This is a genomic window from Noviherbaspirillum aerium, from assembly GCF_008929045.1.
Classification (GTDB): Bacteria; Pseudomonadota; Gammaproteobacteria; order Burkholderiales; family Burkholderiaceae_D; genus Noviherbaspirillum; species Noviherbaspirillum aerium.
Genome location: NZ_VFAH01000002.1, coordinates 1 through 26,808 on the forward strand (window position 1 = coordinate 1; position 26,808 = coordinate 26,808).

27 protein-coding genes are annotated in these 26,808 nt (G+C 60.2%); 12 read left to right on the forward strand and 15 right to left on the reverse strand.

All coding sequences use genetic code 11. The features are described 5' to 3' along the window. Positions 1-467: 467 nt before the first annotated feature. Positions 468-1,235 carry an EAL domain-containing protein gene (locus FH061_RS03385; RefSeq protein ID WP_151633019.1) on the reverse strand — a complete coding sequence of 256 codons (768 nt, stop codon included), beginning with the start codon at positions 1,233-1,235 and terminating at the stop codon, positions 468-470. Positions 1,236-1,420: 185 nt separating this feature from the next. Beyond that, positions 1,421-2,605, reverse strand: a complete 1,185-nt coding sequence (locus FH061_RS03390) for an MFS transporter (RefSeq protein WP_151633021.1) — start codon at positions 2,603-2,605, stop codon at positions 1,421-1,423. A 108-nt stretch (positions 2,606-2,713) separates the two neighbouring features. On the opposite strand from FH061_RS03390, the gene FH061_RS03395 reads away from it, so the two are divergent. Next, positions 2,714-3,295: a winged helix-turn-helix transcriptional regulator gene (locus tag FH061_RS03395; protein ID WP_151633023.1), complete on the forward strand. Its 582-nt coding sequence runs from the start codon at positions 2,714-2,716 to the stop codon at positions 3,293-3,295. An 86-nt stretch (positions 3,296-3,381) separates the two neighbouring features. Here FH061_RS03395 and FH061_RS03400 read toward each other — a convergent pair whose 3' ends face one another. The 4 genes from FH061_RS03400 to FH061_RS03415 form a co-directional block, all read right to left on the reverse strand. Next, positions 3,382-4,437, reverse strand: coding sequence for an alkene reductase (locus FH061_RS03400; protein ID WP_151633025.1), 1,056 nt, complete (start codon positions 4,435-4,437; stop codon positions 3,382-3,384). 141 nt (positions 4,438-4,578) lie between these two features. After that, positions 4,579-5,787, reverse strand: a complete 1,209-nt coding sequence (locus FH061_RS03405) for an NAD(P)/FAD-dependent oxidoreductase (RefSeq protein WP_151633027.1) — start codon at positions 5,785-5,787, stop codon at positions 4,579-4,581. A gap of 67 nt (positions 5,788-5,854) precedes the next feature. Further along, positions 5,855-6,301, reverse strand: a complete 447-nt coding sequence (locus FH061_RS03410; protein WP_225984463.1) for a cupin domain-containing protein — start codon at positions 6,299-6,301, stop codon at positions 5,855-5,857. 11 nt (positions 6,302-6,312) lie between these two features. Beyond that, entirely contained in the window at positions 6,313-6,750 is a 438-nt protein-coding gene (locus tag FH061_RS03415; RefSeq protein WP_151633029.1) for a carboxymuconolactone decarboxylase family protein, read from the reverse strand. Positions 6,751-6,879: 129 nt separating this feature from the next. On the opposite strand from FH061_RS03415, the gene pdxR reads away from it, so the two are divergent. After that, positions 6,880-8,313, forward strand: a complete 1,434-nt coding sequence (gene pdxR / locus FH061_RS03420; protein ID WP_151633031.1) for a MocR-like pyridoxine biosynthesis transcription factor PdxR — start codon at positions 6,880-6,882, stop codon at positions 8,311-8,313. 142 nt (positions 8,314-8,455) lie between these two features. Here pdxR and FH061_RS03425 read toward each other — a convergent pair whose 3' ends face one another. From FH061_RS03425 to FH061_RS03445, 5 genes are all read right to left on the reverse strand, one after another. Further along, positions 8,456-8,974, reverse strand: coding sequence for a thioredoxin family protein (locus FH061_RS03425; protein ID WP_151633033.1), 519 nt, complete (start codon positions 8,972-8,974; stop codon positions 8,456-8,458). Position 8,975: 1 nt separating this feature from the next. Next, positions 8,976-9,686, reverse strand: a complete 711-nt coding sequence (locus FH061_RS03430) for a cytochrome c biogenesis CcdA family protein (RefSeq protein ID WP_151633899.1) — start codon at positions 9,684-9,686, stop codon at positions 8,976-8,978. Positions 9,687-9,795: 109 nt separating this feature from the next. Beyond that, positions 9,796-10,194: a DUF4148 domain-containing protein gene (locus FH061_RS03435; protein WP_151633035.1), complete on the reverse strand. Its 399-nt coding sequence runs from the start codon at positions 10,192-10,194 to the stop codon at positions 9,796-9,798. A 369-nt stretch (positions 10,195-10,563) separates the two neighbouring features. Then, positions 10,564-10,809 (reverse strand): hypothetical protein, encoded by a 246-nt coding sequence (locus FH061_RS03440; protein WP_151633037.1) that lies wholly within the window; start codon positions 10,807-10,809, stop codon positions 10,564-10,566. A 96-nt stretch (positions 10,810-10,905) separates the two neighbouring features. Beyond that, on the reverse strand, positions 10,906-11,322 hold the full coding sequence (locus tag FH061_RS03445; RefSeq protein ID WP_151633039.1) for an organic hydroperoxide resistance protein: 417 nt from the start codon (positions 11,320-11,322) through the stop codon (positions 10,906-10,908). A gap of 402 nt (positions 11,323-11,724) precedes the next feature. On the opposite strand from FH061_RS03445, the gene FH061_RS03450 reads away from it, so the two are divergent. The 8 genes from FH061_RS03450 (at position 11,725) to FH061_RS03480 (ending at position 17,740) form a co-directional block, all read left to right on the forward strand. Then, the gene (locus FH061_RS03450) at positions 11,725-12,096 is read left to right on the forward strand and encodes a GFA family protein (RefSeq protein ID WP_151633041.1); all 372 of its coding nucleotides are present in this window, start codon (positions 11,725-11,727) and stop codon (positions 12,094-12,096) included. Further along, the gene (locus FH061_RS31445) at positions 12,093-12,215 is read left to right on the forward strand and encodes a hypothetical protein (protein ID WP_264158722.1); all 123 of its coding nucleotides are present in this window, start codon (positions 12,093-12,095) and stop codon (positions 12,213-12,215) included. The genes FH061_RS03450 and FH061_RS31445 overlap by 4 nt, the downstream gene beginning before the upstream one ends. 7 nt (positions 12,216-12,222) lie before the next feature. Beyond that, on the forward strand, positions 12,223-12,963 hold the full coding sequence (locus FH061_RS03455) for a response regulator (protein WP_151633043.1): 741 nt from the start codon (positions 12,223-12,225) through the stop codon (positions 12,961-12,963). Then, positions 12,960-14,279 (forward strand): ATP-binding protein, encoded by a 1,320-nt coding sequence (locus tag FH061_RS03460; RefSeq protein ID WP_151633045.1) that lies wholly within the window; start codon positions 12,960-12,962, stop codon positions 14,277-14,279. Before FH061_RS03455 ends, FH061_RS03460 begins: the two co-directional genes overlap by 4 nt. Before the next feature lie 134 nt (positions 14,280-14,413). Further along, positions 14,414-15,376 (forward strand): LysR family transcriptional regulator, encoded by a 963-nt coding sequence (locus tag FH061_RS03465; RefSeq protein WP_151633901.1) that lies wholly within the window; start codon positions 14,414-14,416, stop codon positions 15,374-15,376. A gap of 249 nt (positions 15,377-15,625) precedes the next feature. Continuing rightward, positions 15,626-16,336 carry an SDR family NAD(P)-dependent oxidoreductase gene (locus tag FH061_RS03470; RefSeq protein ID WP_151633047.1) on the forward strand — a complete coding sequence of 237 codons (711 nt, stop codon included), beginning with the start codon at positions 15,626-15,628 and terminating at the stop codon, positions 16,334-16,336. Between the two features lie 84 nt (positions 16,337-16,420). Further along, positions 16,421-16,648 carry a tautomerase family protein gene (locus tag FH061_RS03475; RefSeq protein ID WP_151633049.1) on the forward strand — a complete coding sequence of 76 codons (228 nt, stop codon included), beginning with the start codon at positions 16,421-16,423 and terminating at the stop codon, positions 16,646-16,648. Positions 16,649-16,780: 132 nt separating this feature from the next. Further along, positions 16,781-17,740 carry a sensor domain-containing diguanylate cyclase gene (locus FH061_RS03480; RefSeq protein ID WP_151633051.1) on the forward strand — a complete coding sequence of 320 codons (960 nt, stop codon included), beginning with the start codon at positions 16,781-16,783 and terminating at the stop codon, positions 17,738-17,740. A 29-nt stretch (positions 17,741-17,769) separates the two neighbouring features. On the opposite strand, the gene FH061_RS03485 is transcribed toward FH061_RS03480, so the two are convergent. The 4 genes from FH061_RS03485 to FH061_RS03495 form a co-directional block, all read right to left on the reverse strand. After that, on the reverse strand, positions 17,770-19,689 hold the full coding sequence (locus FH061_RS03485) for a putative bifunctional diguanylate cyclase/phosphodiesterase (protein ID WP_151633052.1): 1,920 nt from the start codon (positions 19,687-19,689) through the stop codon (positions 17,770-17,772). A gap of 65 nt (positions 19,690-19,754) precedes the next feature. Then, positions 19,755-19,883, reverse strand: a complete 129-nt coding sequence (locus tag FH061_RS31450) for a hypothetical protein (protein ID WP_264158723.1) — start codon at positions 19,881-19,883, stop codon at positions 19,755-19,757. 226 nt (positions 19,884-20,109) lie between these two features. Next, positions 20,110-21,153 (reverse strand): alpha/beta fold hydrolase, encoded by a 1,044-nt coding sequence (locus tag FH061_RS03490; RefSeq protein WP_151633054.1) that lies wholly within the window; start codon positions 21,151-21,153, stop codon positions 20,110-20,112. Between the two features lie 351 nt (positions 21,154-21,504). Continuing rightward, positions 21,505-21,903, reverse strand: coding sequence for a cupin domain-containing protein (locus tag FH061_RS03495; protein ID WP_151633056.1), 399 nt, complete (start codon positions 21,901-21,903; stop codon positions 21,505-21,507). A gap of 619 nt (positions 21,904-22,522) precedes the next feature. On the opposite strand from FH061_RS03495, the gene FH061_RS03500 reads away from it, so the two are divergent. Then, complete coding sequence (locus FH061_RS03500; protein ID WP_151633058.1) at positions 22,523-22,987, forward strand: DUF6130 family protein; 465 nt, start codon at positions 22,523-22,525, stop codon at positions 22,985-22,987. Positions 22,988-23,687: 700 nt separating this feature from the next. Further along, positions 23,688-26,801 carry a response regulator gene (locus FH061_RS03505; RefSeq protein ID WP_151633060.1) on the forward strand — a complete coding sequence of 1,038 codons (3,114 nt, stop codon included), beginning with the start codon at positions 23,688-23,690 and terminating at the stop codon, positions 26,799-26,801. Positions 26,802-26,808 lie beyond the last annotated feature (7 nt).

Consider the following 26,808-nt stretch of genomic DNA (forward strand, 5'->3'; position numbering starts at 1 on the left):
TCATCAAGGCTGCGGGCAGCGTATCGACATGGCCCAACAAGCTAGCCGTATACATGCATGCAGACCGCTTTTTCGTCATTCGAGGCCTTGCAAAAGGTGTCGGGTCCATACATGCAGTAGAAACGAAAGCACCCCTTGTGCCGCGACGGCACGCGCACCCCATGTTGGTGCTACAGACCACCAAAGGTTGGCATGAGAACATTCTTTACCTAGTCATACCTTGCATCAATCTCGGCACGGCGACTCGTGATGCAGATGTGACCTGTAATGCAGGATCACACTCCCGTTAAACCAGGTAAAAGCGGAGGTGAGGTTGCCCGACAGGAATCTTGTCGCTACCCGCCAAGGTGAATCTTCATGCTATTGACCGGCTCGGGATTTTGTCGCCACCGCGCGCCAAGGCGCCGAGCGGCGAACGGGAAGTATGGTGTGGGTATCACCCGCTTTGCGTACATGCGGCGGCAGTCTTACGCTTCCCTCGCCTTGCAGGCAATTTGAGCGGCGATCGAAGATGCGGGCGACGGGCACGGACGGCCAATGAAGTAACCTTGGCCGAATGGAAGGCCAAGTCGGCGGACGACTTCGTATTCCGCTTCGTTTTCGATGCCTTCCACAATCACTTTCGTGTTCAAGGACGCAGCGATACGTTGTATGGACCGAAGAAATTCCAGTCGTCTGTCATCTTTGTTCACTCCATGAACAAAAGCCATGTCGATTTTCACGTATTCCGGAGCCAGCTCGAGCCACAATCGGAGCGATGAGTGCCCTGAACCAAGATCGTCAATACCGACGCCGAATCCGCGGAGCTGGCAGAGTGAAACGATTCGACGCGTACGGCGATAGCAGGAAAGGGTCTGGTCTTCGGTCAGCTCGATCACTATCCGGCGAGGATCCATACCCAGAGCGCAGAGATAGGCCGGCGTTCTGTTTCCCTGCGCATCCCGGGCGCAGAGAGCCGGCAGGCTCAGATTGAGAAACAGCATGCCGGGAAGACCAAGCGCATGGAAGCGCTCCCATATGACGCGTACGGATAGGCGCTCCAGCTCCACGCCGATTCCCGCTCGCCGTGCCGCTATCAGCAACTCCAGCGGCGATTCGAGCCTGGTGTTCGTCGGACCTCGAATCAACCCTTCGTATCCAAGAAGCAGCCCGGTCTGCAGGCCCACAATCGGCTGGAAGTGCGGCAATAAGTCCTGAGCCGATAATATTTGATGAACATCCTGATGCATCTGCATTGTGTCTCCGGAAATGCGGTAGGCCCTTTCCCTTCAGGTGAACCGCGGTTTGAATAGCCATGCGATGCTTCGGTGTAGGTTGCGGGATAAGAGACTTCGTTCGCACGATGAATTGCTTCGCCGTGCAGCGAAAACGGCGCGGTGGCCGGTGTCAATGTCGACCCCGGCCTCCGGCCGCTCGTGAATCAATTTGTCGCCGGACTTGCGAGCCTCGCATCGCTTTTCCGTTCCCGGCGGATCAGCCGATACGCTTGTTCGGCGATGACCAGCGAAACCGCAACCAGTGCTGCACCCACGACGCCAAGCTGATGGCGGTCGAACAGTTCGATGGCAACCGCACCGATCACACCTGAAGCCGAGACGCCGACATAAAGGGCCGCAGAGTTCAGTCCCAGCAGAAGCGGTGCCGAACCAGGCGACAAGGTGATCAGGCGATGTTGTTGCGGCACGAGCAATCCCCAGCCGCAAATGCCCCACGCGACAATGGCGATGGCCGCGCTCCAGAGGTGGGCGGATGTCCATGGCAGCAAGGCAAAATTAACCGCAGCAATCGCGAGCGAAGCGATGATCACGTATCGGCTGCCATAACGGTCGGTCAATTTTCCGGCCGCGAGATTGCCTGCCGTGGCCGCGAAGCCCCACAACAACAGCAGTCCCGCCAATACATCGGGCCGGCCATCGGTAACGCGTTCAAAGGCCACGCCGATGTAGGTGTACACCGCAAACAGACCGGCGAACGCCACCAGCGTGGTCAACAGCGTCAGAGTGATGCGGGTGTCTTTCAGCGGAGCGAGCCGCTGCCTCAAGCCGACGGCAGGTAATGGAGGAATGCTGGGCAACAGCATATAGACAGCGAACCACGCCAGTAGCCCGACGACGGTGACGAACCACATCGTGGTCCGCCAGTCGCCAAGGCCGCCAATGAACGTTCCCATCGGCGAGCCCAACGCGGTGGCGGTGCTCAAGCCTGCGATCACGATGGCAAGTGCGCTCGCCCGTTTCTCTGGCGGCACCAACGAAGCCCCGGTAGCGGTGGCCGTCGGGCTGAACATTGCTGCGCCGAGCCCGGCGATAAGTCGGCTTAGCAGGACCAGCTCGATCGTGGGCGCCACTGCGGTGACGAGATTGCCCAGCACGAAGACGGCAAGGCCTGCGAGCATCAGGCGCTTGCGTGGCCAGTGTGCCGCCGTTGCCGCGATCACGGGAGAAAGCAGCGCATAACTCAGCGCATAAAAGGTCACCATCTGGCCGGCGACGCCGATGGAGACACCAAGAGAGGAAGCGACCTCTGGAAGAATGCCGGCAACGACAAAACTGTCGGTGCCGATAGCGAACATGCCGGCGGCAAGAACGATCAAGCGACGATCCATGAAAATACTCCTTAAAGATGCCGCATTGCACTGCGCGGCAAAACAGTTTCATCACGCAACTTAACATAGTAAGTTGCGTAATGCAACTGACTCGCCTATACTCTTTTCATGCAACGTAAAACCTTCGATGACATGAATTGCTCCATTGCACGCGCACTCGACCAGATAGGCGAGTGGTGGAGCCTATTGATCGTGCGGGAATGCACCCTCGGGACGACCCGCTTCGACCAGTTTCAGGAACGACTGGGCATCGCCCGCAATATCCTGACGAACCGCCTCAAGCGGCTGGTCGAGGTCGGCATACTCGAAAAGGTCACCCTTGGCGAAAATGAACGCCGGACGGGTTATCGGCTAACGGTCAAGGGTGAGGAACTGTTCCCCGTGCTGGTGGCTTTGCTGCAGTGGGGCGACAAATGGGGAATGGGCGGACAAGGCGCGCCCATCCGGCTCCTTGAGCACGACACCGGCGAGCCGCTTGGTCCTGTGGGGCCGTATTCGTCCAGCGGGCGCCTGCTTGGCATTCGCGATGTCCGGATGGAAACCGGACCCGGCGGGACTGCTTCCACTGCGGAAGTGGTCACCTTGCGGAACCGGACGATCCTTGGAACCGATGGCGAACAGGCATTGCCACCATCCCTTTCGGCCGCAAAGGCGCCTTCCCCTGCCAGGAAATCCAGGGCCGGCAAATAGAGGCTTCGTACCGCATCGCTGGATCGTTGCCATCTGGCCTGGAAGCTGGAATGCAGCATGGCCATCGCGCATGTCCTCAACATCGGTCAGGCGAGTACGCCGTAGTCGGTATAACCTTCTGCAGACGAGCCGTAGAACGATTCGGAACGCGGCTCGTTCAATGGCGCATTCAGCCGGAAGCGGCGAGGCAAATCCGGATTGGCGATGAACAGCTTGCCGAACGCAACGGCGTCGGCTTCCCCTGCCTGCATGACTTGCTCCGCTGTCGCCTTCGTCATTTGTTCATTGGCGATATAGACGCCGCCGAAGGCTTCCTTCAATTTCGGGCCAAGCCGGTCCGGGCCCAGCGCCTCGCGCGCGCAGATGAAAGCGATGCCGCGCTTGCCAAGCTCGCGTGCGACATAACCGAAGGTAGCTGCCGGGTCGGAGTCGCTCATGTCGTGCGAATCGCCGCGTGGCGCGAGGTGAACGCCGACACGCGATGCGCCCCATACCTCTATGCAGGCATCCGTCACTTCGAGCAGCAGACGCGCGCGGTTTTCAATCGATCCGCCATAGGCGTCGGTTCGCTTGTTGGTCCCGTCCTGAAGGAACTGATCAAGCAGATACCCGTTTGCGCCATGCACCTCGACACCATCGAAGCCAGCTGCCTTCGCGTTCTCCGCGCCTTTTCGGTGGGCCGCGACGATGCCTGGAATCTCCTCAGCGGCGAGCGCCCGCGGCGTGACGTAAGCGCGTATCGGGCGCACCAGGCTGACATGTCCTGCAGCGCTTATCGCGGAGGGAGCGACGGGCAATTCGCCATCGAGAAAGACCGGATCGGAAATGCGGCCGACGTGCCACAGCTGCAGGAAAATGCGCCCGCCCGCGGCATGTACCGCGTCGGTGACCTTTCTCCAGCCGGCAACCTGTTCATCCGACCAGATGCCCGGCGTGTCGGCATAGCCGACACCTTGCGGCTTCACTGCAGTGGCCTCGCTGAGAATCAGGCCGGCGGACGCACGCTGCTTGTAGTATTCGGCCATCAGTGCATTGGGCACGCGGCCGCCGCCTGTCGCACGGGACCGTGTCAGTGGCGCCATGATGATGCGGTTGGGAAGAACGAGGTCGCCGATCCTGATCGGCTCATGCAAAATAGACATGTGATTCTGGGTCCTGTGACATACGGTTGGTCTGGCAACCGGGTTGATAAGATGACTGGAGCGGATTGCACGCGAATGTATCGTCGCTCTGGCATCACTCAGATGCCCGACTCTGCGAAAAAACCATGCCGAACTGCCGCATCATGCGACTGCGCTATTTCGCCAGTCGGCAGCGTCGAGCAGCGTGGCGCGGTCGGCGCGCGGCGGATAGATCCATTCCGTATTGATCCGTGTTTTGAGCGCCTTTGCCTTTGCGCCGAGCATTTTTACATTGCGTTCCCAGCCTTCCGTGTACACGGCGCCCCAGGCACCCAGATCAAGGCAGGTCACGTAGAACGGCTGCCGATAGGGTATGGTCGGGAGTCCAAGCACATCCGCTGCGACGTTATGGCCGGCGTAACGCCCCATATCAATCGCATGCTGGCACGCCATCATCGTCTGATTTCCCTGCTCGTCGGTCGCCGCCACGGCGACATCGCCCGCGGCGAAAATGCCGGCCGCGCCGTTCACCCGCATGTCCGCCGTCACCTGGAGGCGGCCAAGGTGATCGCGTTGCGCGCCGATCTGCCCGGCAAGCGCGCTTGCGCGTACGCCCCCGGTCCAGACGATGGTCATTGCATCGACCCGCGTACCGTCAGCAGTCGTGAGGCCATTATCGTCCAGCGACACGACAGCGCTGCCATGCAGGCGCTCCACACCGAGCGAGTCGAGCGCTTCCTCGATCACCGGCCGTGGTCCGGCGCCGAGTTCGGGGCCGATCAGCGGCGACCGCTCGATCAGCAAGACCCTGCACGCCACCTCCTCGCCGAATATTTCACGCAGGCGCGATGGCATCTCCGACGCGACCTCGATCCCGGTAAAACCGCCGCCGACAACCGCCACCGTGTTGCGCGCCGCCGAGGACGCACGGCTCGCCAGCCCCTTGAGGTGCTCGTCGAGCGCCACCGCTTCATCATACTGGTCGACGCTGAACGCATGTTCCCGCAGCCCCGGCACATCGGGGCGAAACATCCTGCTGCCCGTCGTCAGCAACAAGCGATCGTAATCAATGCCAATGCGCTCGCCGGCGGCAGTCACCGCTTCGACGCGGCGGTCCTGCTCATTGATGCATTCGACAGTGCCTTGGATATAGCGCACGCCCGCCTCTTCCAATTGGGCGGCAATCGGCGTACCCATGCGTTCGGGCTCGGTTTCATGCAGGCGTGGACGCATGTAAAGGATCGGCTCGGGTGATACAAGCGCGATCTCCACGTCGGCCGTTCTTCCTTCGTTTGCAAGCACGCGCGCGGCACCAAGGGCGCCCCAGAAACCGGCGAATCCGCTTCCGACAATCAAGATTTTCTTCGACAAGATGACATCCTTCCAATAAACGCCAGACAAACTGGCTGCGACCGCCCGGGTGATCCGGACGGGTCGATCACTCTTCGGGCAGGGAACGCTTGAGCGGCTGGTTTTCCCCGGTGATCAGCACCGCCAGCAGGCGAGCCGGCTTCGTGCGGCTCGCATTTCGCGAAACGAGGTGCGGCACTTCGGGCGGCTCGTACCAGGAATCGCCGGCGCGGTATGTCACCTCGCTCCCGCCGGCGAGCCGGGAAATGACTTCCCCTTCCAGCACGAACGCGAATACCGACCCCGGATGCACATGCGGAATCGAGGCCTGGCCGGGCGCGTAGTCCACCGTCACCATCTGCACCTGCTTGCCCGCGACATCCTTGATCGCCTGCTTCTGCAGGACCGTGGTTTTTTCTCCGCTGGGCTGGGCGTCGCCGCCAGGTTCGTGCGCAAGGGCGAACGTCGTTGCCAGCATGCCAAGGCCGACAGCGGCAATGGCTGCAACGGGAGGAATAGAACGTGAAGTTGTCATGATGGTCTTTCTCAGGTCGGCATCATGCGAAAGCCGACGGCGATCCGGTTCCAGCCATTGATGGCGACGATGGCCAGCGTCAGGTTCGTCATTTCCTTCTGGCTGAAGCTGGCGGCCAATAACGCATAGTCGGCGTCCGGCGCCCGGGTTTCGGCCACTAGCGTGATCGCTTCCGTCCATGCCAGGGCGGCGCGTTCGCGCTCGGTGAAGAACGGGGTTTCGCGCCATACCGGGACGGCATACAGACGCCGTTCCGTTTCGCCGGCCTGGCGCGCTTCGCGGGTGTGCAGGTCGACGCAGTAGGCGCAGCCATTGATTTGCGAAGCCCGCAGCTTGACCAGTTCCAGCAGTTCCGGCTCCAGTCCCAGGCGGGAGATGGATTTCTCCAGGCTGAGCATGGCTTCCATGGCTTCCTTGGAAGATGAATAGGGATCGATGCGTTTGTCCACGGCGGGCTCCTTGATGCGGTGATTGGAGTGCCCACTATAAGAGTCCGCCGCAGGCACCGGAGGTGCCAATTCCATCTAAAATGAGGAGACCACCGGATCTGGCGAGGCGACCCGCAAAGGAGGCAAGCCATGGAATTGCATATTGTCATAGAAGGCAGGAAGGACCTTGCCGGACAGCTTTACCAGCAGCTGCGCGACGCCATCCATTCCGGACGCCTGGCTGCCGGGGAACAGATGCCGCCTTCGCGCTTGCTGTCAGAACAGCTCGGGTTGTCACGCAAGACCGTATCGGACGCCTACTCGCGCCTGAGCCTGGATAAATTGATCGTGGGCCAGGTCGGGATCGGGACATTTGTGCGCACCCCGCCCGCCACCAAACCCCGGGAGCAGATTGCCGGCGAGCTTGCCGGCGCTGCAGTGGTCAGGCGCTGGTCGACAATCGAGACGCCGCTGCGTCATCCCGCGCCGGAAGGCCAGTCCCGGTACGAGTTCATCGGCGGCAACGCCAGCAAGGTTCCCTTTCCGACCGAAGAGTGGCGCCGCAGCATCAACCGGGCGCTGCGGCACGAGAGCGAAACCCGCGGCCGCTATGCGCTGACCGAAGGACTGCTCGATCTGCGCAAGGCGGTGGCGGCATTTGCCGGCTTCACGCGCGGCGTGCGCAGCAGCGAGAACGAGGTCGTGATCACGAATGGCGCACAGCAGGCCATCGACCTGCTCTCGCGCGTGCTCGTGGAACCGGGCGCGCTGGTGGCGGTGGAGGAACCGGGCTATCCGCCGGCCCGTGAATTATTTGCAAGCCAGGGCGCGGAGATCGTCAACATCCCGGTGGATGAGCAAGGAATGGTGGTGGATGCCATACCTGCGGGCTGCAGGCTAATCTATACCACTCCGGCACACCAGTTCCCGCTCGGCATGGCGATGTCGCAGCAGCGGCGGCAAGCCTTGCTCAAGCGTGCCCTTGCCATTGGCGCCATCATTGTCGAGGATGATTACGATTGCGCCTTCCGCTATGAAGGAAGGCCGACGGACTGCCTGCAAGGCATGGATACGCACGGTGTCGTTGCCTATGTCGGCACGTTTTCGAAAATCATGCTGCCCGAAGTTCGTGTCGGGTATCTCGTCGCGCCGCCAGCCATACTGGAAGCCGTGCTCAAAGCCAAGTATCTGACCGATTGCCACAACGCGACGCTTGTCCAGCGCGCGCTGGCCATTTTCATCAAGGAGGGTCACCTTCAGCGACACATCCGGCGATGCCATGCGATCTATGCCTCGCGCCGGGAGAACCTGCTCCGCCGGTTTACCAGCGACCTCGCGCCGTGGCTCGATCCTGTGCCGTTCACCGCCGGCTTCCACATGAGCGCCTTGCTGCGCCAGCCAGTGGATGTCGATCTTCTCCTCAGGCTGGCGCGTCGGCTCGACGTCGGGCTCTACTCCGTCGAGCCGTTCTATCACGGGCGGCCTTCACGAAGCGGCCTCTTCTTCGGCTTCGGGGCCATCGATACGATCGACATGGAGACTGCCTTGGACCGGGTCAAGGATGTCCTGATCCAGGTGTCCTGATCCAGGTGTCTTGATCCCAGCCAATCCATGCAATGCAGAAATCCTTGATCGGGCTTTCCTGCGATCCAGTCGGAAAGCTTCCGAAAAAGCGAAACAGGCAGGTGCGCAATCGGTGTAACTGCCCTAGCAGTGCCGGGGACACTTAAGCCGGTTCAGCCAGCAATGTCCGGATCGTCGACTCGATCTCCTGATACTTTCCCTCGCCGAAATGGGTGTAGACAATCTGCCCTTTCTTGTTGATCAGATAGGCGGCCGGCCAATACCGGTTGCTGTACGCGGTCCAGGTTGCGTAACGGTTGTCCTGGGCAACCGCGTAGCGGATATCAAAGCGCTTCATCGCCGCCTTGACGTTATCGGTGGAGCGTTCGTGTGCATATTCCGGTGTATGGACGCCAACGACGACCAGACCCTGATCCTTGTATTTGTCATGCCAGCTTTTCACGAAAGGCAGGGTGTTGATGCAGTTGATGCAGTCGAAGGTCCAGAAGTCAACCAGCACGACCTTGCCGCGCAACTGCTGCATGGACAGCGGCTCGGAGTTCAGCCAAGTGCTGATGCCTGCGAATTCCGGCGCCTGTACCTGCTTCTGGACCGGAGCGGCGTCGGCCACGGTGGTCCATAGTGCGGCGGCGGCCAGCACGGCTTGCATTGCTGATTTCATCTTATATTCCTTTCAGAGTGGGTAAATAGTTCGAAAGCCATGCGTAGAACTGGACGTCGTAATGAAAATAAATGGCGAAAGCCGTCAGAACGATCAGTCCGCCGAAGACCTGCTGCATACGTTCGGCGTAACGCGCAATCACGCGCACGCGGGACGTCATGAACCGGCCGCCATGGGCGATGGCGAGCATCGGGATGCCGGCGCCGATGGCATACAGCGTCAACAGCAGCGCAGACCAGCCGATGTCCTGCGCCGTGGCCACGAGGACGAGGATCGAAGCCAGTACCGGTCCGGCGCAAGGCGTCCAGACGGCGCCCAGAGACATTCCGAGCACAAAGCCGCCGAGGCGTCCGGCACCGCTGCTGCCCGCCCCGATCCGGTCGAGCGGTTCCCGCACGCGTGCCATCAGCCAGTCATACGGGCGCCGCCACATCATCGACAGGCCCAGCGTTCCAAGCATGACAAGCGCGGCCACGCGCATTGCCTCGTGCGCCGTGACGGCCGACTGCGAGACGCTGGCGAGCAGCATGCCGAGCGCCGCGAACGACACCACGAAGCCTGCCACGATGAAAACCGGCCGCTTTCGGTTGGCCGCCCCGGTGTTGCTTACTGCGGTGCCCAGCAGGATCGGCAGAATCGGAAGCACGCAGGGTGAGGCAATGGTGAGCACACCGGCCAGCAAGGCCAGCGGCGCTTCGATCAAGTTGTTCATGGCGTGATGTGGTGTGATGGGGTTAGCTGCATCGGCAGGCGCCGTCCCGGCTCTTGCGACCGGAACCGGGTTCAGCATTCCGCTGCGAAGCGTGCGCTGCGACGCACGATCATGAGCCGTAGCGGCTGTCGATCTCGCCGAATGCATGCGCCTTGCGGTACGTTTCCAGCTCGGCGCGCACTTCGGAACGCGAACGGGAAACGGTTGCGGCGGGGATGATCGGATACGTCGTCTCGTTCGCGTAATAGGAGCCGTCGTCCTGGGCCTGCTTCAGCTCTGCAAGCACTTCGGCGCGGGTTCTCGGCGTGCCGGTCAATCTGACGACCGGGTACTCGTGTTCCAGGAAACGGTCCGCGCCGCCGGCTTGCGCCTGCTTCAGTTCAGCGACGACTTCGGCGCGAGTGCGGGTCGAAATGAAGTTCGCGGCGGGATCGACGAATTCCTGGGCAAGGACGGTTCCGGTCGTGGCGAGGACGGCAAAGGCGGCAACGAGGTGTTTGGCATTCATGAAGTTTCTCCAATTCGGTTAACAAGAAAGGGCATCGTCCCAAGCGGGAGCCTGCGCCCGGCGCCATGCCTTGGGGGCTGGCAGCTGAAACGCAGTATGCGCATCGCGTGTATCCCGACTATGTCTTGCGGAGCGGCTTTTTGTATGACGCCGTAATTGCGCGGCATGCGGATACATTGCGGATACAGAGAACTCCGGGCACGGCCTCAAAAGTGCGAACCGCTTTGCGAACGCATGAAGCGCGTCGCGGCCGGTTACCGATGGAGCGCCCGTGGTCGGAGCAGACGAGATGAACTAAGGATAGGTACCAAGGAGATGAATCAAGGCGGTCCGAACGCTATCGGCAAGGCAGGATCTTGATCAGTCTGGTCAGGCTGCCGCGTCTAGCCGCACGCTATGCCGGATGGCGGGAGGCAGTTGTCCGCAGGCACGACGAGATGAGCGGAACATGCATTTCGCCGCTAGAAAACCGGCTTCACGCACCACCGCGTCAATGGAATGGCTGCCGTCCTCGACCGCTGCGCGCACGCAAGACTGGCCGGTCTCAAGGTGAGGGCTTCGGCTGAACAATTCCCGGCCGAGGTTGGCGGCGTCCGGCAGTTCATCCGCGGACAAGGACTTGCATGGATAAGCGCCGCACCGATCGCCATGACCGGTGCGGCGCCGCCGGCCCGCCCGGCAAGCGGAGCAGGCCAAAGCGGCCTGCGATTTCTAGACCAGCGTAATCGCGGCATCGATATTGCCGCGCGTTGCCTTGGAATAAGGGCAGGTGCGGTCCGCCTCGTTGATGAGCGCCTGAGCGATTTCAGGGTCCAGCCCGGGGATGCTGACCTGCAGACGCGCCTGCAGGAAATAGGCGCCGCCGGTCGTTCCCAGGTCGATTTCCGCGGCGACAGCCACGTCCGGCGGAAGGACGATATCGGCACGGGCGGCAGCCAGGCTCAGGGCGCCAATAAAGCATGCCGACCATCCGGCGCCGAACAACTGCTCCGGATTGGTCCCGTTGCCTTTGCCGCCGGGCGACGACAGCTTGACTTCCAGACGGCCATCGGAACTGGAGGATGTACCTTCGCGCCCGCCCGATGTACGGGTCTTGCCGGTGTAAAGTACTTTTTGGAGTTGAGGCATTGCAGATTCCTTTATAAGCTATGTAACTTCGGTCGCGGCCGGCATCCGGGTCGAGATGGATGCAGGACAACTTCCGGTAATGGGTGTTGAATGTCGGACGCGGCGCGATTGCCCCGTCCGTTGCAAGACTAGGTCCGAGGTGTATCTCGAGTGTGTTCCGCCCATCCGTTTTTTGTACCTGCGGTTGTCGGGTGCCTGGCAGATACAATGGAATACAAACCGGCCCGTACCCAGACCAGCAATGTCCCGCCCTGCCCGCGCCGTGCTTTCATCTCCGCCGGCCATATGGCGGCTGCCTTTTTGCAATGTATTGTTTCGGCCTGGCCGCCGGATACACTGAGACACAAACACATTCGCCACTTGGGCTATAAAGAGCGGACTTTCACTATCACGGAGAGCGCCATGACAACTGACTTGCTGCACGGGTCCTGCCACTGCGGAGCCGTTAAATTCGAAGTGCGCACGGCCCTCGAACCGGCGATGCGCTGCAACTGCAGCCTGTGCCGGCGAAAGGGAGCTTTGATGACGCCGGCCTTCGCCGCAGGCGCGCTGAAGATCCTGCAGGGCGAGGACGCGCTCACGCTCTACCAGTTCAATACGCGCACGGCGAAGCATTACTTCTGCAAGCACTGCGGCATCTATCCTTTCCACCAGACCCGCAAGGATCCCCTGTTCTGGCGCGCCAACATCGGCTGCCTCGAAGGAATCGACCCGTATGCGCGGGAAGCCTCCGTCAACGATGGAGCCAGCCTCTCCGTCGTGGAGGATGCATGAGACGCGTGCTGGCCATTCTTGCCTTCTTCACCGGCATGCTTGCAGCGGAAGCGGCGACGCCGGTACATTGCACCATGCTGCACGCGAGTCGCCTGCAGCCAAACCGCCGCAAAGGATGACCGCATCATGGAAAATACCGACCATATCCTCATCGTGGACGACGACCGCGGCATCCGCGAACTTCTCGCCTCCTATCTTGAAAAGAACGGCGTACACGCTTCGGTTGCCGCCAACGGCCGCGAGATGCGGGCGGCGCTGGAGCGCGGCGTGCCCGACCTGATCGTTCTTGACTTGATGCTCCCCGGCGAAGACGGACTGGTGCTGTGCCGGGAGTTGCGCTCATCGAAGTACCGCACGGTACCTGTACTGATGCTGACGGCGCGCAACGAGGAGGCGGATCGCATTCTCGGCCTGGAAATGGGCGCCGACGATTACTTGCCCAAGCCGTTTGCGGTGCGGGAGCTGCTGGCGCGCATACGCGCCGTGCTGCGCCGGGCGCGGATGTTGCCGATGAACATGCAGGTTACCGAGAGGGCTCAGCTGATCGGCTTCGGCGACTGGCGGCTCGATACCAGCGCACGCCACCTGCTCGATCCCGAGGGCACCATGGTCGCCCTGAGCGGCGCCGAATACCGCCTGCTGCGGGTGTTTCTCGACCATCCTCAGCGCGTGCTGACACGGGACCAGCTGCTCAACCTGACCCAGGGCCGGCAGACGGATCCGTTCGACCGTTCGATCGACCTGCTCGTCAGCCGCCTGCGCCAGCGCCTGAACGATACAGCGCGTGAACCGCGCTACATCAAGACCATGCGCAGCGAAGGCTATGTGTTTTCCGCAGCAGTCACCATGATCGAAAGCCCCCAATGAAGCCGCTGTCCCTGCTGCGCGCGCCGCGCACGCTGTTCGCGCGGCTGATTGTCATCCTGTGCGTCGGCCTGGCGCTGGCGCAGGCGCTGTCCTTCTGGGTCACCATGAAGGAACGCGACCAGGCGACCATCAATCTGATGGTTGGCTACATCGAGCGCGAAGTCGTCAGCTCGGTTGCCCTGCTCGACCGCATGCCGGCCGCGGAGCGGCCCCAGTGGCTTCCGCGCCTTGCGCGGCGCAGCTATGACTTCATTCTCGGCCCCGGCATCACCGGGAATCCGCCCGATGCCCGCCTCTCGGCCCTGGTTGCGGCATCGATCACCGAGGGCATCGGCACCAGTTATCCGCTGACCGTCAACGCGGTGCCGGGCGATCGGGAGCGCATGCAGGTCCACCTTCAGTTGAGCGATGGCTCGCCCTTGACGATTGACTTGCGTCCCATGCCGGGCCCGCCCATGTCGGGCTGGCTGCCGCTTGCCCTCATCCTGCAACTGGCGGTGCTGGCCTCCTGCTGCTGGCTGGCAGTGCGGCTGGCGACCGAGCCGCTGCACCGCCTGGCGCAGGCGGCAGACGCACTCGGCCCCTCCCTGAAGTCGGAGCGGCTGCCCGAGACCGGTCCCTCGGAAGTGGTCCGCGCGGCGCGGGCCTTCAATGCGATGCAGGACCGGATAGCGCTCTTCATCGCGGAACGGATCCAGGTCCTGGCAGCGATCTCGCATGACCTGCAAACGCCGATCACCCGCATGCGCCTGCGACTCGACACGGCGGAGGACAGTCCGCAGCAGGCCCGCATGCTGCAGGATCTGCAGGAAATGGAAAACCTGGTCAAGGAAGGCGTCGCCTATGCCCGTACGCTGCACGGCGCGGCCGAAGTTCCTTGCCGCATCGACCCGGACGCCTTGTTCGACAGCCTGGTCTTCGACTATGCGGATGCCGGGCAGGACGTTTCCCTGCAAGGCAGGATCGGCACGCCGCTGGTCACGCGGCCGCAGGCCTTGCGCCGTATCCTCGGCAACCTCATCGACAACGCGCTGAAGTTTTCCGGCGCGGCGGAAATCGTCGTGTCGCCGTTCGAGAACGGCCAGGCAACCATCTCCATACTCGACCGCGGCCCCGGTATTCCGTCCGACTTGCTGGAATCGGTGTTTGAACCGTTCTACCGCGTCGAGAGTTCGCGTAACCGGGGAACCGGCGGCACCGGGCTGGGTTTGGCCATTGCGCGCCAGCTCTCGCTGGCGATGGACGCCGACTTGTCATTGCAGAACCGCCCCGACGGAGGACTGGAAGCCAGGCTGACGCTGAAGAACCTGGAGTAGAAACCCTTTTCCCCTGTTGCTGCGTGATCACCGGCGTTCTTGGCCCGCGCTGCCGCGCCCGGCTGCAGGCCGCCTGCGCTTCATGCGGGGATAGCGACATGCTGCATATCATTCATCAGAAGATCGGGAAATCCATGGATCGCATCGAGGCAATGAAAGTCTTTGTCGCCGCCCTGGACGAGGGAAGTCTCGCCGGAGCGGGCCGCAAGCTCGGACGGTCGCCGGCCGCCATCAGCCGCGCTCTGGCCTTTCTGGAGGACCACGTCGGCGCGGAGCTTCTACACCGCACGACACGGACCTTGCGGCTCAGCGAAGCCGGCGAGCGCTATGCCGAAGCCTGCAGGCGGGTGCTTGCCGAGCTCGAGGAAGCCGATCTCGTCGTTCAGGGAGAGAAATCGGCGCCGCGGGGCACCTTGACGCTCACCGCCCCTGTCGCGGCAGGCGAAGAGATCCTGCGTCCGATACTGGACGCTTTCCTCGACGCCGTGCCCACCATCAGCGTGAAACTCTACTTCCTGGACCGCCCGATCAACCTCATCGAAGAAGGCATCGACGTCGCGCTGCGCATCGGCCACCTGCCCGAATCCTCACTGGTTGCCGTCAAGGTAGGCGAAGTGCGACGTGTCGTCACTGCATGTCCGGAATACCTTGCCAGCCATCCTCCCATCACCGCGCCAGCCGACCTCATGCACCACGAGATCATTTCCATGACGCATTTCGGCAACGATTCCTGGAGCTTCCCTCCGCTCAAGGGCTCCAGCATTCCCCAGGTGGTCCAGTTCAAGCCCAGGCTTACCGTCAACAGCGTGCGGGCGGCAGTGGCATCGGCCGCGGCCGGGCACGGCGTGACCCGGCTGTTTTCCTATCATGTCGCCTCCCAGATCCGGGACGGCACCCTGGAGGTCATTCTCAAGAACGCGGAGCATGGGCCCTTGCCGGTTCATCTGCTGACACCCTACGGCCGCCTGTCGGTGCCAAAAGTCAGGACATTCTTCGATTTTGCCGTTCCGCGGCTTCGCACTTACTTCACAACCGTCGCGGTCGACGCAGGCGAAATCATGTCCGCACAAGCGGGAACCGGGCACATGTCCCCATGACAACAGTGATGGGCTTGTCCTCTCGTTTTCTGCATGCACCCTCGGGCCGGCGTCGATTCAATCGCTGTCCGGAAGACACAATGCCGAAAGCCGGGCATTCACATCGGAATACGCAAGAGTGAATATAAGCACGTCCCCACAGCCAATGAAAACAGCGGCTCAAGGAAAAACGCCGGCCTCAGCCCGCCCGAGGCTGCCAGTTCTCCCGGCAACATCACCATACGTGCATTCACAATGAAGGAACATCACATGAGCAACGAACAGAAAGTCGCCGTCATTACCGGCGCATCCCAGGGAATCGGCGCAGCACTGGTTCGAGCCTTTCAGGCGGCGGGCTTCCGCGTGGTCGCGAATTCACGGTCGATCCAACCGGTCGATGACCCGGACATGATCACAGTCGCCGGCGACATTGCCGATCCGGAAACTGCGGAACGCATCATCAACGCCGGCATGCAGCGGTTCGGACGTATCGATACTCTGGTCAATAATGCAGGGATCTTTACGGCAAAGGCCTTCACCGAGTTCAGCACCCGGGATTGGGAGCGCAATATCTCGACCAATCTGGCGGGCTTCTTCCATATCACCCAGCGCGCCATTGAAAAAATGGAAAAGCAGGGCTTTGGCCACGTGGTTCAGATTACCACCAGCCTTGCCGATCAACCCGTCTCCGGCGTGCCGTCAGTCCTCGCATCCCTGACCAAGGGCGGCCTGAATGCCGCCACCAAGTCGCTCGCCGTTGAATACGCTTCTCGCCGTATCCGTGTGAACGCCGTCGCTCCGGGCGTTATCAAGACGCCGATGCATCCGCCCGAAACCCATGCCGGACTCGCATCGCTGCACCCGGTCGGCCGCATGGGAGAGATAGAGGACATTGTCGAGGCCGTGCTTTTCCTCGAGCGGTCCAGCTTCATCACCGGTGAAATCTTGCATGTCGACGGCGGCCAGTCCGCCGGCCGCTGAACATTGCCGCAAGAGCACCGTCCGGCGCGGCGCCCGCACCTGCACCTGCACCCGCGCCATCTCAACTTTGACAGGAGTCTGAACATGCCGATCGTAAACATCATCGTGACCCGGGAAGGAACAACACCGGACGCCGCCTCGGTCACCCCTGAGGAAAAAGCCCGGCTCATCAAGGGCGTGAGCAATCTGCTGCTGGAAGTTCTCAACAAGCCGCTCGACGCCACGTTTGTCACGATCCAGGAAATCGAGCTCGATTCATGGGGAAGGAACGGGATGCCGGTCAAGGAGTTTCGCCTGCAGCAGACAAGTTGATGTAATTAGCGCGGATTGCAGGCGACCGTATAGTCGCCCGCAATCCGCGCTGAATGCGCCGCTTCAGTGGTTTGAATGACGGCGCTCCCGGCCATTCCCCGCTCTCGTCCCGCCGGACACTTTGGGCCTGACATGATCAATCTCGACACCAGTTCTTTCCAATCCGCGTCACGCGCGGTTCTTTCATTCCTGCATCGGCAGCTCGGCTTCGATCTCTGGATGGTCACCCGGGTTGCCGGCAGCGACTGGATCGTGCTCCAGACCGAAGGACGCCATCCGGAGATTGCACCGAGCAAGGTTTACCGGTGGTCCGATTCGTTTTGCAGTGAAATGGCGAAGGGAAACGGCCCTCGCGTAGCGCCGCGGTCCGATCTCGTTCCCGCATACGCCAATTCTCCCATCGGGCGCGAGCTTCAGGTGAAGGCCTACATCGGCTCGCCGCTTTTCGGCACTGACGGCCGCTTGTTTGGCACGCTGTGCGCCATTCATCCTGCGCCCCGGCCCGAATCGATCGTCCAGGCGCAGTCGATGGTGGATCTGTTCGGCCAGCTGCTGAGCACCATCCTTCAGCTGGAGCTCAAGGCCACGGATGCCGCCCGCCAGACAGAGCGATTGACGATCGAGGCCTTGACCGATACGTTGACGAAGACATACAACCGCCGCGGATGGGACCGTTTGTTATCTTCGGAAGAAGAGCGCTGCAGCCGATTCGGCCATCCCGCTGCGGTGCTTGTCATTGATCTCAATGGCCTCAAGCGGATCAACGACACGCAGGGGCATGCAAGCGGGGATGCGCTCATCATGCGCGCCGCCGCCTCGCTGCGCAGGGCGACGCGTGCGACGGACATTGTTGCCCGCCTTGGGGGAGACGAGTTCGGCATTCTCGCCGTCGAGTGTGATCGGGATTGCTCGGACATTCTGCTGCAACGCATCCGCGCCGTGCTGGTGGAAGACAACGTGAGCGCATCGGTGGGGCTGTCAATGCGAACGCCTTCACAGGGTTTGGCACATGCCTGGAGCGAGGCTGATCAACGCATGTACGCGGAGAAGCGTTCGCAGAGGAACGCGGACGCCGCCGAAGCGCATGCCTGAGTTCTCCTCAGCCCGACATCCGCACGTCCTCACCGCGCCTCCACCATCCATTGGCGTTCCCAGCCCGCCAACTGATCAACAGGAATCGGCTTGCTGATCAAATAGCCCTGGGCAGTGTCGCAGCCAAGGCTGGCAAGCCTTTCCCAGATCTCCTGGTTTTCCACGCCTTCTGCAAGGACCTTCATGCCGAGGTTGTGGCCCAGTTCGATGGTGGAGCGGACAATCACCTCGGAGTCTGCGCTGATCAGCATCGGGCGGACGAACGACTGGTCGATCTTGATCCCGTCCACCGGCAGCCGTTGCAGGTAGCTGAGCCCCGAGTACCCGGTGCCGAAGTCATCGATAAGCAGCGTCACGCCCAGATGCTTCAAGCGCGCCAGCGTATCGAGAGCGCTCTCCGGATCGGTCATCAAGGCGCTCTCCGTCAGTTCGAACTGGATCATCTCGGGCGAGATGCCCCAGGTGGAAAACAGGCCGGAAATGCGGTCGATCAGTCCGGGCGAGTACAAGTCGTGCACCGACAGGTTGACGGCGAGCGGGCGCGTCCCGCCTGCCTCCTGCCATGCATAGGATTGACTGAAAACTGCTTCGAGCATCCAGTGCGTCAGCGGCGTGATCGTGCCTGCCTGCTCGGCCAGCCTGACGAATTCGGCAGGAGCAATCATGCCGAGCCTGGGATGTTCCCAGCGCACGAGCGCCTCCGCGCCGCACTGCATGCGGGAGGCGATTTCGACTTTCGGCTGGCAGAAAAGGCGCAGTTCGTTTTCTTCGATCGCCCGGTGCAAATCCCCCATCAGGGCGAGGCGCCGCGTATGTTCCTGCTCAAGCCCGCTGGTATACATCGCATATCCGCCCATCACCGGCTGTGCGAGGTGCATTGCCGCATTGGCGCGCCGGATCAGCACATCCGCCTCGACCGCATGGCCGGGAAAGAGCGCGATGCCGATTCCAACCTTGGCGTCGAGCGCAAGGCCGGCCACGTGTGCCGGGGCGCGAAGCGTTTGCAGCAAGCGCTTCGCGACCTTGGTCGCATGATCGGCGCCGCTGTTGGGGATCATCAAGGCGAACTCCGCTTCTCCTACCCGTGCCAGCGTTTCCTTCCCGGTGCAGCATTGCTCCAGCCGGTGCGCCAATTCCTGGAGCAATTCGTCGCCGGAACGGTATCCGAGCAGTTTGTTGATTTCACGGAATCTGCCCACTTCAAGATGCAGGAGCGCGATGGCGCGGCGTTGACTCTTCGCCGCTTGCATCGCATCCTGCAACAGCTCGATCAGGCGTGTACGGTTCGGCAGGCCGGTCAGTTCGTCGAAGTACGCAAGGCGCGCGATCGTGGCCTGGGCCGCGCGATGCTGCGCGCGCATCCTCTGATTCTCTATTCCGTAGGCCAGATCATCGGCAAGCTCGGTCAGCAGACAGACTTCGTCTTCATGGAAAGCGTCCGGCTCGGCCGCGACCAGCAGGAGGCCGCCGATGACCTGGCCATCCACGCGCAGCGGCAAGGCGGTAAAGGCGGAAAAGCCCGACTTGACCGCCCTCTCGTGCAATAGTGCGAAATTTGGTCCGCGATAGCTGGCATCGGACAGATGCCGGCCCACTACCGGAACGCCGGTGCGGATTGCCGTGCCGATAGCGCTTTGCCCGGAAGAGTCATTTCCCCAGGTGAACTGGAACTCGGTCATCTCCGCGACATCGGCTCCGACGGCTGCCTGCCAGGAGATACTCTTACGTTCATCGTGCACCGCGTAGCCGACGCAGGCAATGCGGTATCCCCCTTTTTCCACGATGACACTGCACATATCGTGCAGCAACTCCTTTTCTCCCGCAGCCCTCAACAGCGAACGGTTGCCTGCACTCAGCGTGCGCAGCGCACGCAGCACCGACGCCAGTTCGTCCGCACCATGCGGCCGCGCATCCTTGCTTCCAGTTTCCCCATCAGCCCCGATCCGCATGTCTGGCCTCCGCGTCTGCGACGATTCATTATAGGTTTCACTTAGCAGCGGCGCATGCTGTTTGGTCAGAGATAACCGTATTTCTTTTTCACATCAGGAGCGATGAACCTGGCTTCAATCCGCTCCAGGAGTGCAGAACGGGACGAAGGAACGGGAAAACGGTGCTTGCGTTCATCGACGATGCCGATCTGCAATCCGATGATCACCACGCGGCGCTAGTGAAGACCCAACCACCGATCTCCACGGGATACAGTCACAGCTTTCACTAGAGCGGTTTCCCCCTGGCCGGCCTGGTCGAGGCCGAGGCCGAGGCGGATTGCCGGTGGAACAAGGCGTGACGACGCGACATGGCTAGGAGTCACAACGCATCTCCGGCGGCAATCTGTCCGCGATCGGCAGGCAGGTCAGGAGGAATCCGCTCTAATACCGGTCCACATCGAGAATTGCACTGGCAAACGCTTCGGGCGCTTCCTGGGGAAGGTTATGACCTGCGCCGGCCACAATCCTGTGCGTCCGCTTTCCGGAGAATTTGTTCGCGTACGATCGGCCATCTGTTGCGGGCACCACTCCATCCGCATCCCCGTCGAGGGTAATGGTCGGCACTGGAATGACAGGGCCGGCCGCAAGGCGGTTTTCAAGTGCGTCGTATCCTGCCTCGCCTTCGGCAAGATTCAGTCTCCAGCGATAGTTATGCATCACGATCGCTACATGATCCGCATTGTCGAACGCTGCGGCGGTTCGTTCAAACGTCGCATCGTCGAAGCTCCACTTTGGCGAATTTGCGCGCCACATGAGCTTGTTGAATTCTCGACGGTTCGCTTCATAGCCTGCACGGCCGCGTTCGGTTGCAAAATAATACTGGTACCACCAGCCATGCTCGACCTTAGGAGGCAACGGGACTTTATTCCGTTCCCGATTATTGATCAGGTAACCGTTGACGGAAACCATTGCCTTGCAACGGTCCGGCCAGAGTGCCGCAATAATATTCGCTGTCCGCGCGCCCCAGTCAAATCCGGCCAGGATGGCTCTCTCAATCTTGAGTGCATCCATGAGCGCAATGATGTCAAGCGCCACGACAGCCTGCTGCGCATTTCTGACGGTGTCGGCATGAAGAAACCTTGTGGTCCCATGTCCGCGCAGGTACGGAATGAGCACCCGGTATCCCTCCCTGGCCAACCGTGGCGCCACCTCCGCAAAGGAATGTATGTCGTAGGGCCAGCCATGCAGGAGGATCACCACAGGTCCGCTGGAAGGCCCCTGCTCTGCATAGCCCATATTCAGTAATCCGGCGTTGATCTGCCTTATCGCGCTGAACGTCGATCGACCGTTTCCGATAGCGGCAATGGTATCGGACCCGGTGGTTTGTGCCGCCGCCCTGCCGGTGACGCCGAACGGTATGGCCAGTACAGCCAGCGCGGCAGCGCCGGAGATGTTCCTGCGTTGCTTATTGATTTTCTCGGTCATGATGATTCCTTGATCTGGTAACACATGCTTGTTTCGTTATGAAATAAATGTTCAAATCCTTGCCAATGGCAGGCCGAACCGGACAATCGATTCACAGCCGCCACGTCTGAATAAACAGCCTTGCCGCAGCCTTTTCGGGAGTCGGTAGTGGTCATCGTTGAACATAGGCTCAACTTGGAACAATCACTTTAAATGCACCACCATCCGATTGAAGATCAGCCGCATCGTTTTCAGAATGAGCAGACGATTCACCGGATCTGCTTTCACAGGTATCGCAGAACGACTCTTGGCCTGGCAGCCCTTGTCCATTGATGGCCACCAGCATCCTGAAAACGATCGTCGCGCGTAGGATCACTTGACCATCAGAGACAATGGTTTTCCTTTTTCAACCAGATAGGTGGCCAGCTCTGCGCCGTTGCCGCTGCCGACGTTCTTTGCGGTATGCGGCGTTCCCGCGGGGATGAACAGGACCTCACCCGCCTTGAGCGTGACAGGCGGCTTGCCTTCAAGCTGGTATTCAAGTGCACCTTCCAGCACGTAGACAATCTCCTCACCCGGATGCGCATGTTTCGGCGAGGTGACTCCTGGAGCAAGTGCGACAACAGTCTGGACCACTTCGCGGCCGGGCACACTCAGGTCGTGCCGCTGGAGATCGGTACGGGTAATCCCAGGGTGCTGCGCGAAGGCTGCGGTGGCGGTGGTGGCGGCAAACAGAGCAACGCTCGTCGCAATCAGATTCTTGAATTTCATGTATTTCCCTCTATTTGGAAAGTCAACGATTGAGGTTGGGTAACGGCGTTGCAAGAGCAATCATCGAACGCCGGAATCAAGGCTAGGCTTCCTGCGTATCTCCAATGTGTCTCGTCCGGCCCTCGTTTGTATGAGACTTTGTTTTTTGGGCACCGCACACATTGAGATACAAACCGACCGGTCCTGTTCACCGGAGCATCAACGAGACCTGCCATATGCAATCAAAGCGTCTGGCGCTTATCACGCAACGCCGCTACATAGTCGTTCGGCATTTCATGATCCAAACGAAGGAATTCGCATCCCCCGACGCTGTGCGCATTGTCGTCCATTGACGTTAAGGCGGCTCATCTGGGCGGGGACTTTTGTATTCGTTTGTATCTACTGCGCCCGAGACAACAAATCCCGCATCAGCCCAGGAAGCAGGACATATTTCGGATACATGGATGGCTTCCAATACGACTTCTGCCTGCGGCGCTCCTCGATGAGCAGCCTTTTCACTCAAAAGATGCGTTGCAGGAAGCCGCTTCGATAGGCATTGCGCCGAAGCGGTCTATATGGACCGACGCACCGAGCCAATTCTCTTGGGCCCCGCTCAAGCCACCTCTAGAAAGGAAATACCATGACGCCACTCCTGAAACAGCTTGCCATGCTCGCTGCCGGCTCCCTCATTTGCTTTACTGCCGGAGCCCAAGGCAATGCCGATCCTGTTCGTCCGGCGGTCCTCCCTCTCGAAGCGGAACCGGCTCCAAGGATCATCGCCCATCCGCCTATCGCCGAAGCGCTCGCGCGCGGCGTAGTCATCATTCAGTTCCGAACCGAAAACATGCGGGTGAAGCCGATTTTTGGCAAGGCCGCCGTCGAAGTCTCGCCAAGACTGGGCCATCTGCATGTAACGATCGATGACTGGCAGGGTACTTGGGCGCACACAAGCGAAGATCCCATCATCGTAGTCGGGTTGAAACCCGGTACGCACACCCTGTTGCTGGAGCTTGCCGATCCTAATCACAAGATTCTGGCGCGTGAAACCGTCAGCGTCACCGTACCGGAAAAGAAGGCGTCCATGTCACCTGAGCATAAGCACTGACCTGCAGATGTTTCCGTGGCTTGGCCAGCCGCCGACAGCTTGGCCAGCCAAATCTCGAACCGCATGAAAGCGCGCGGAGGACCCGGACACGGGGTGCACGCCTGCTGCAAACAGCACCGCATACCGGTGCAGATGGCCGATTTCGCCAATGCCGTGCACGAGCTGCAATCTTAACTTGCAAAATTCCGGTTCTGACCTGGGGGTGAAGGACGTTAATCCTGGGGACTGCGGGCATTCCCGCGTGCACTTGACGCATGCATGCGAGCGATTTTTTGTCAAAAAACCGCTTTCGGGCCGAGTACCAAGGCGCTTGAGCAACCAGCTGACGCGGCCGATTATCGGCCCCGATGGCCAGTTTTGGGACGTAATCGTGCAAATCAGGGGGGCATAGAGCGTCTATCAACATGACGATGGCAATGCGCGCCGACGAAGGCAGTACAGACCTACGGCAAGGAGGCGCGACGCGGCAAGCGGCATTTGGATAGACGCTCTTAATTCTCTTCAGAGTCTGTTCCGGTCCATACGCTGTGCCTGTCGCACTAGCGATATTCACCACCCGGCGTGAGCCCGGATTATCCAACACTATTATTTGAATGCCTACATGCTTGCCGGTTTGTAAACCGTTGTCGCTGATGCTGATGATGATGCTGTAAACTATCGCCTTTTCGCATGACCAATGCGTCTATAAGCACAGGACAGAATGGACAAATCGACCCGCATGGTTTTAGCACAGCTGCTTAGTATCAGTGCCCTCGTCTTCGTCATTGACGCTTTGACGCCACTCGGCTATGCGGAATGGATGTTGTATGTTATTCCAATCGTATTGTGCGTAAGGCAAAAGAATCCCGATCTGCCAGTCAGGATCACAATTCTGTTATTGCCGCTCCTGATCCTGGGGTATATGTTATCGCCTCAGGGTGCTTTACCACGCATCGCCATCGTGAACCGGTCATTTGCATTCTTTGCGGTCCTGGGGGTCGCTTATCTCACGCGGCGCATTATCAATGAACGGCTGTTGGCCGATCACCTCATGTGGCTAGAACGCGGCCGCGCCGAGGTTGCACGCAACATCATGGGCGAACCCACGGTCGCGGAGATATCGGAAAAGATCGTGCATGCACTCGCACAATACCTAAATGCGCAGACTGCCGTGTTCTATCGCATTGAGGACAACAAGCTGCAGCTGAGCGCGAGCTATGCATTGGCGGCAGAAAAACAGGATTCACAAAGAGCGCTAGGTCAAGGCCTGATCGGTGAAGTCGCCAAGAACGGCAAGCCATTGGTAGTGCACACCTTGCCCGCCAATTATTTGCGTATCGAATCGAGCTTGGGCAGCACAGCTTCCGCGAGTGTGCTGGTCGCGCCAATTACCGAAAATGGAACAATCTCCGGAGTGATGGAGTTTGGCTTCCTGCGTGATGACCCGTTGGACAATGAACGCGAACTCATGCAATTAATCGCGGACAAGATCGGAAGCGCCGTCCGCTCGGCCGAATATCGCCAGAACTTGCAAGAGCTGCTCGAACAGACACAGCGCCAGTCCGAGGAGCTCCAGGCGCAGCAGGAAGAATTGCGCGTCTCGAACGAGGAACTGGAAGAACAGGGGCGTGCCTTGATGGAGTCGCAGGCGCGTCTGGAAAATCAACAGGCCGAGCTTGAGCAAACCAACGCAAAGCTGGAAGAGCAAGCCGAACGCTTGGAAGCACAGAAACACGAGCTGCTCCAGGCCCACAGCGCCGTTCAGAAAACGGCGGATGAATTGAGCCGTGCCAGCACCTACAAGTCGGAATTCCTTGCGAATATGTCGCATGAATTACGTACACCACTAAATAGCTCGCTGATCCTGTCGAAGATTCTCATGGAGAACAAGTCAGGTAATTTAAGCGAGGAGCAAGTGCGATATGCGCAAACGGTTTACTCCTCGAATAATGAATTGTTGGCGCTCATCAACGATATCCTCGATCTATCAAAGATCGAGTCAGGGCATGTCGAGATCGTCCCGGAGCCTGTTTCAGTGCAGTCGATTGCCGACACAGTACAACAGCCGTTCAACGTGATTGCTCGCGACAAGGGCTTACACTTCGCGGTCGAGATAGCCTCTGATATGCCATCGGTTATCCACACCGACAACCAGCGGCTACACCAGATACTCAAGAATCTTCTGTCAAACGCGTGCAAGTTTACGGAGAAAGGCGGAGTGACCTTGCATATCCGCCGCGTCGCCAAAGGACGTATCGCCTTTGCCGTGCAAGATACCGGGATCGGTATCGCGCCACACCAGCAGGATGTCATTTTCGAAGCGTTCCGCCAAGCTGACGGCACGACCAGCCGCAAGTACGGTGGTACGGGGCTTGGGCTATCCATCTCGCGTGAGCTCGCGCGTCTGCTAGGAGGGCAGATAAGCGTGAAAAGCATGGAAGGGGAAGGCAGCACCTTCACGCTTGAAATTGCGGCCGACCTCACCGCCTTACCGCTTGCCAAACCTGCCGCGGCTCCTGCGTCGGCACCTGCGTCGGCGCTAGTGCAAACTTCAGTGCAGGCGGCGGAACCCGTGACCTCCGCGTTGGCCGCGGTTCGTACGGGGCGTCCATCCATGCCCACGCCGTCGACGCGCGCCGACGACCGCTTCGCCCGCAAGCGCGAGCGGATGATTCTGGCGATCGAGGATGATGCGCATTTCGCCGACATCCTTCTGGATCTGGTACGCGAAGCAGGATTCGATTGCGCTATTGCCGCAACCGGACAGGAAGCGATCGAATTGGCGCAACAATTGCAGCCTCACGGGATCTTGCTGGATGTCGGCCTGCCTGACCAGTCCGGATTGACTGTGCTTGATCACCTCAAGCGCGACCCGGGCACACGTCATATTCCGATTCATATGCTGTCGGTGGAAGAGCATATGCAGACTGCTCTCGAGATGGGTGCGGTTGGCTATGCATTGAAACCGGTTGCAAGGGAAGACATTCTGTCAGCGATCGGACGACTTGAGGAAAAGCTGCACAAACGTGCGCACAAGGTACTAGTCGTGGAAGACGACGTCAGACTGCGCGAGAGCATTGGTTTATTGCTGAAGGCTGATGACATTGAAATAATCACCGCAGGCTCCGCTGCGGAAGCCTTGGCGTTCGTTTCAAGCCAAACCTTCGATTGCATGGTGCTTGACCTGAACCTGCCGGATGCAACGGGCTATCAGCTGCTCGAGACAATGTCGGCCGGCGACAAATACGCATTTCCTCCAGTGATCATCTATACAGGCCGGACATTGTCGCGCGATGAGGAGCAACAGTTGCGGCGTTACTCGCGTTCAATCATCATCAAGGGTGCAAAGTCCCCTGACAGGCTGCTTGATGAGGTTACCCTGTTCCTGCACAGGGTAGAGTCCTCGATTCCGCCAGATCATAAAAAACTGTTGCAACAGGCGCGGCAGCGCGATGCCGTCTTCGAAGGACGCCAGATCTTGCTGGTGGAAGATGACGTACGTAATATCTTTGCACTGACCAGTGTGTTTGAGCCACTGGGAGCAAAGATTGGAATCGCGCGCAATGGGAAGGAAGCCCTGAACGCCTTGCAACAGAATTCCGAAATCGACCTGGTCTTAATGGACTTGATGATGCCTGAAATGGATGGCATCACCGCGATGAAGGAAATCCGCAAAAAACCGGAGTTCGAACGCCTGCCAATCATCGCGCTGACGGCCAAGGCGATGCCGGACGACCGTCGCAGTTGTCTGGAAGCCGGCGCGAACGACTATATCTCCAAGCCGATCGATGTCGATAAACTGGTATCGTTATGCCGGGTTTGGCTGCCTAAATAAGGTGTAA

Bases quoted from the DNA above. Each gene is read 5' to 3' on its own strand.
- FH061_RS03385 (WP_151633019.1), bottom strand. From the start codon at position 1,235: ATGCAGATGCATCAGGATGTTCATCAAATATTATCGGCTCAGGACTTA.
- FH061_RS03390 (WP_151633021.1), bottom strand. From the start codon at position 2,605: ATGGATCGTCGCTTGATCGTTCTTGCCGCCGGCATGTTCGCTATCGGC.
- FH061_RS03395 (WP_151633023.1), top strand. From the start codon at position 2,714: ATGCAACGTAAAACCTTCGATGACATGAATTGCTCCATTGCACGCGCA.
- FH061_RS03400 (WP_151633025.1), bottom strand. From the start codon at position 4,437: ATGTCTATTTTGCATGAGCCGATCAGGATCGGCGACCTCGTTCTTCCC.
- FH061_RS03410 (WP_225984463.1), bottom strand. From the start codon at position 6,301: ATGACAACTTCACGTTCTATTCCTCCCGTTGCAGCCATTGCCGCTGTC.
- pdxR (WP_151633031.1), top strand. From the start codon at position 6,880: ATGGAATTGCATATTGTCATAGAAGGCAGGAAGGACCTTGCCGGACAG.
- FH061_RS03425 (WP_151633033.1), bottom strand. From the start codon at position 8,974: ATGAAATCAGCAATGCAAGCCGTGCTGGCCGCCGCCGCACTATGGACC.
- FH061_RS03430 (WP_151633899.1), bottom strand. From the start codon at position 9,686: ATGAACAACTTGATCGAAGCGCCGCTGGCCTTGCTGGCCGGTGTGCTC.
- FH061_RS03435 (WP_151633035.1), bottom strand. From the start codon at position 10,194: ATGAATGCCAAACACCTCGTTGCCGCCTTTGCCGTCCTCGCCACGACC.
- FH061_RS03445 (WP_151633039.1), bottom strand. From the start codon at position 11,322: ATGCCTCAACTCCAAAAAGTACTTTACACCGGCAAGACCCGTACATCG.
- FH061_RS03450 (WP_151633041.1), top strand. From the start codon at position 11,725: ATGACAACTGACTTGCTGCACGGGTCCTGCCACTGCGGAGCCGTTAAA.
- FH061_RS31445 (WP_264158722.1), top strand. From the start codon at position 12,093: ATGAGACGCGTGCTGGCCATTCTTGCCTTCTTCACCGGCATGCTTGCA.
- FH061_RS03455 (WP_151633043.1), top strand. From the start codon at position 12,223: ATGGAAAATACCGACCATATCCTCATCGTGGACGACGACCGCGGCATC.
- FH061_RS03460 (WP_151633045.1), top strand. From the start codon at position 12,960: ATGAAGCCGCTGTCCCTGCTGCGCGCGCCGCGCACGCTGTTCGCGCGG.
- FH061_RS03465 (WP_151633901.1), top strand. From the start codon at position 14,414: ATGGATCGCATCGAGGCAATGAAAGTCTTTGTCGCCGCCCTGGACGAG.
- FH061_RS03470 (WP_151633047.1), top strand. From the start codon at position 15,626: ATGAGCAACGAACAGAAAGTCGCCGTCATTACCGGCGCATCCCAGGGA.
- FH061_RS03475 (WP_151633049.1), top strand. From the start codon at position 16,421: ATGCCGATCGTAAACATCATCGTGACCCGGGAAGGAACAACACCGGAC.
- FH061_RS03480 (WP_151633051.1), top strand. From the start codon at position 16,781: ATGATCAATCTCGACACCAGTTCTTTCCAATCCGCGTCACGCGCGGTT.
- FH061_RS03485 (WP_151633052.1), bottom strand. From the start codon at position 19,689: ATGCGGATCGGGGCTGATGGGGAAACTGGAAGCAAGGATGCGCGGCCG.
- FH061_RS03490 (WP_151633054.1), bottom strand. From the start codon at position 21,153: ATGACCGAGAAAATCAATAAGCAACGCAGGAACATCTCCGGCGCTGCC.
- FH061_RS03495 (WP_151633056.1), bottom strand. From the start codon at position 21,903: ATGAAATTCAAGAATCTGATTGCGACGAGCGTTGCTCTGTTTGCCGCC.
- FH061_RS03500 (WP_151633058.1), top strand. From the start codon at position 22,523: ATGACGCCACTCCTGAAACAGCTTGCCATGCTCGCTGCCGGCTCCCTC.
- FH061_RS03505 (WP_151633060.1), top strand. From the start codon at position 23,688: ATGGACAAATCGACCCGCATGGTTTTAGCACAGCTGCTTAGTATCAGT.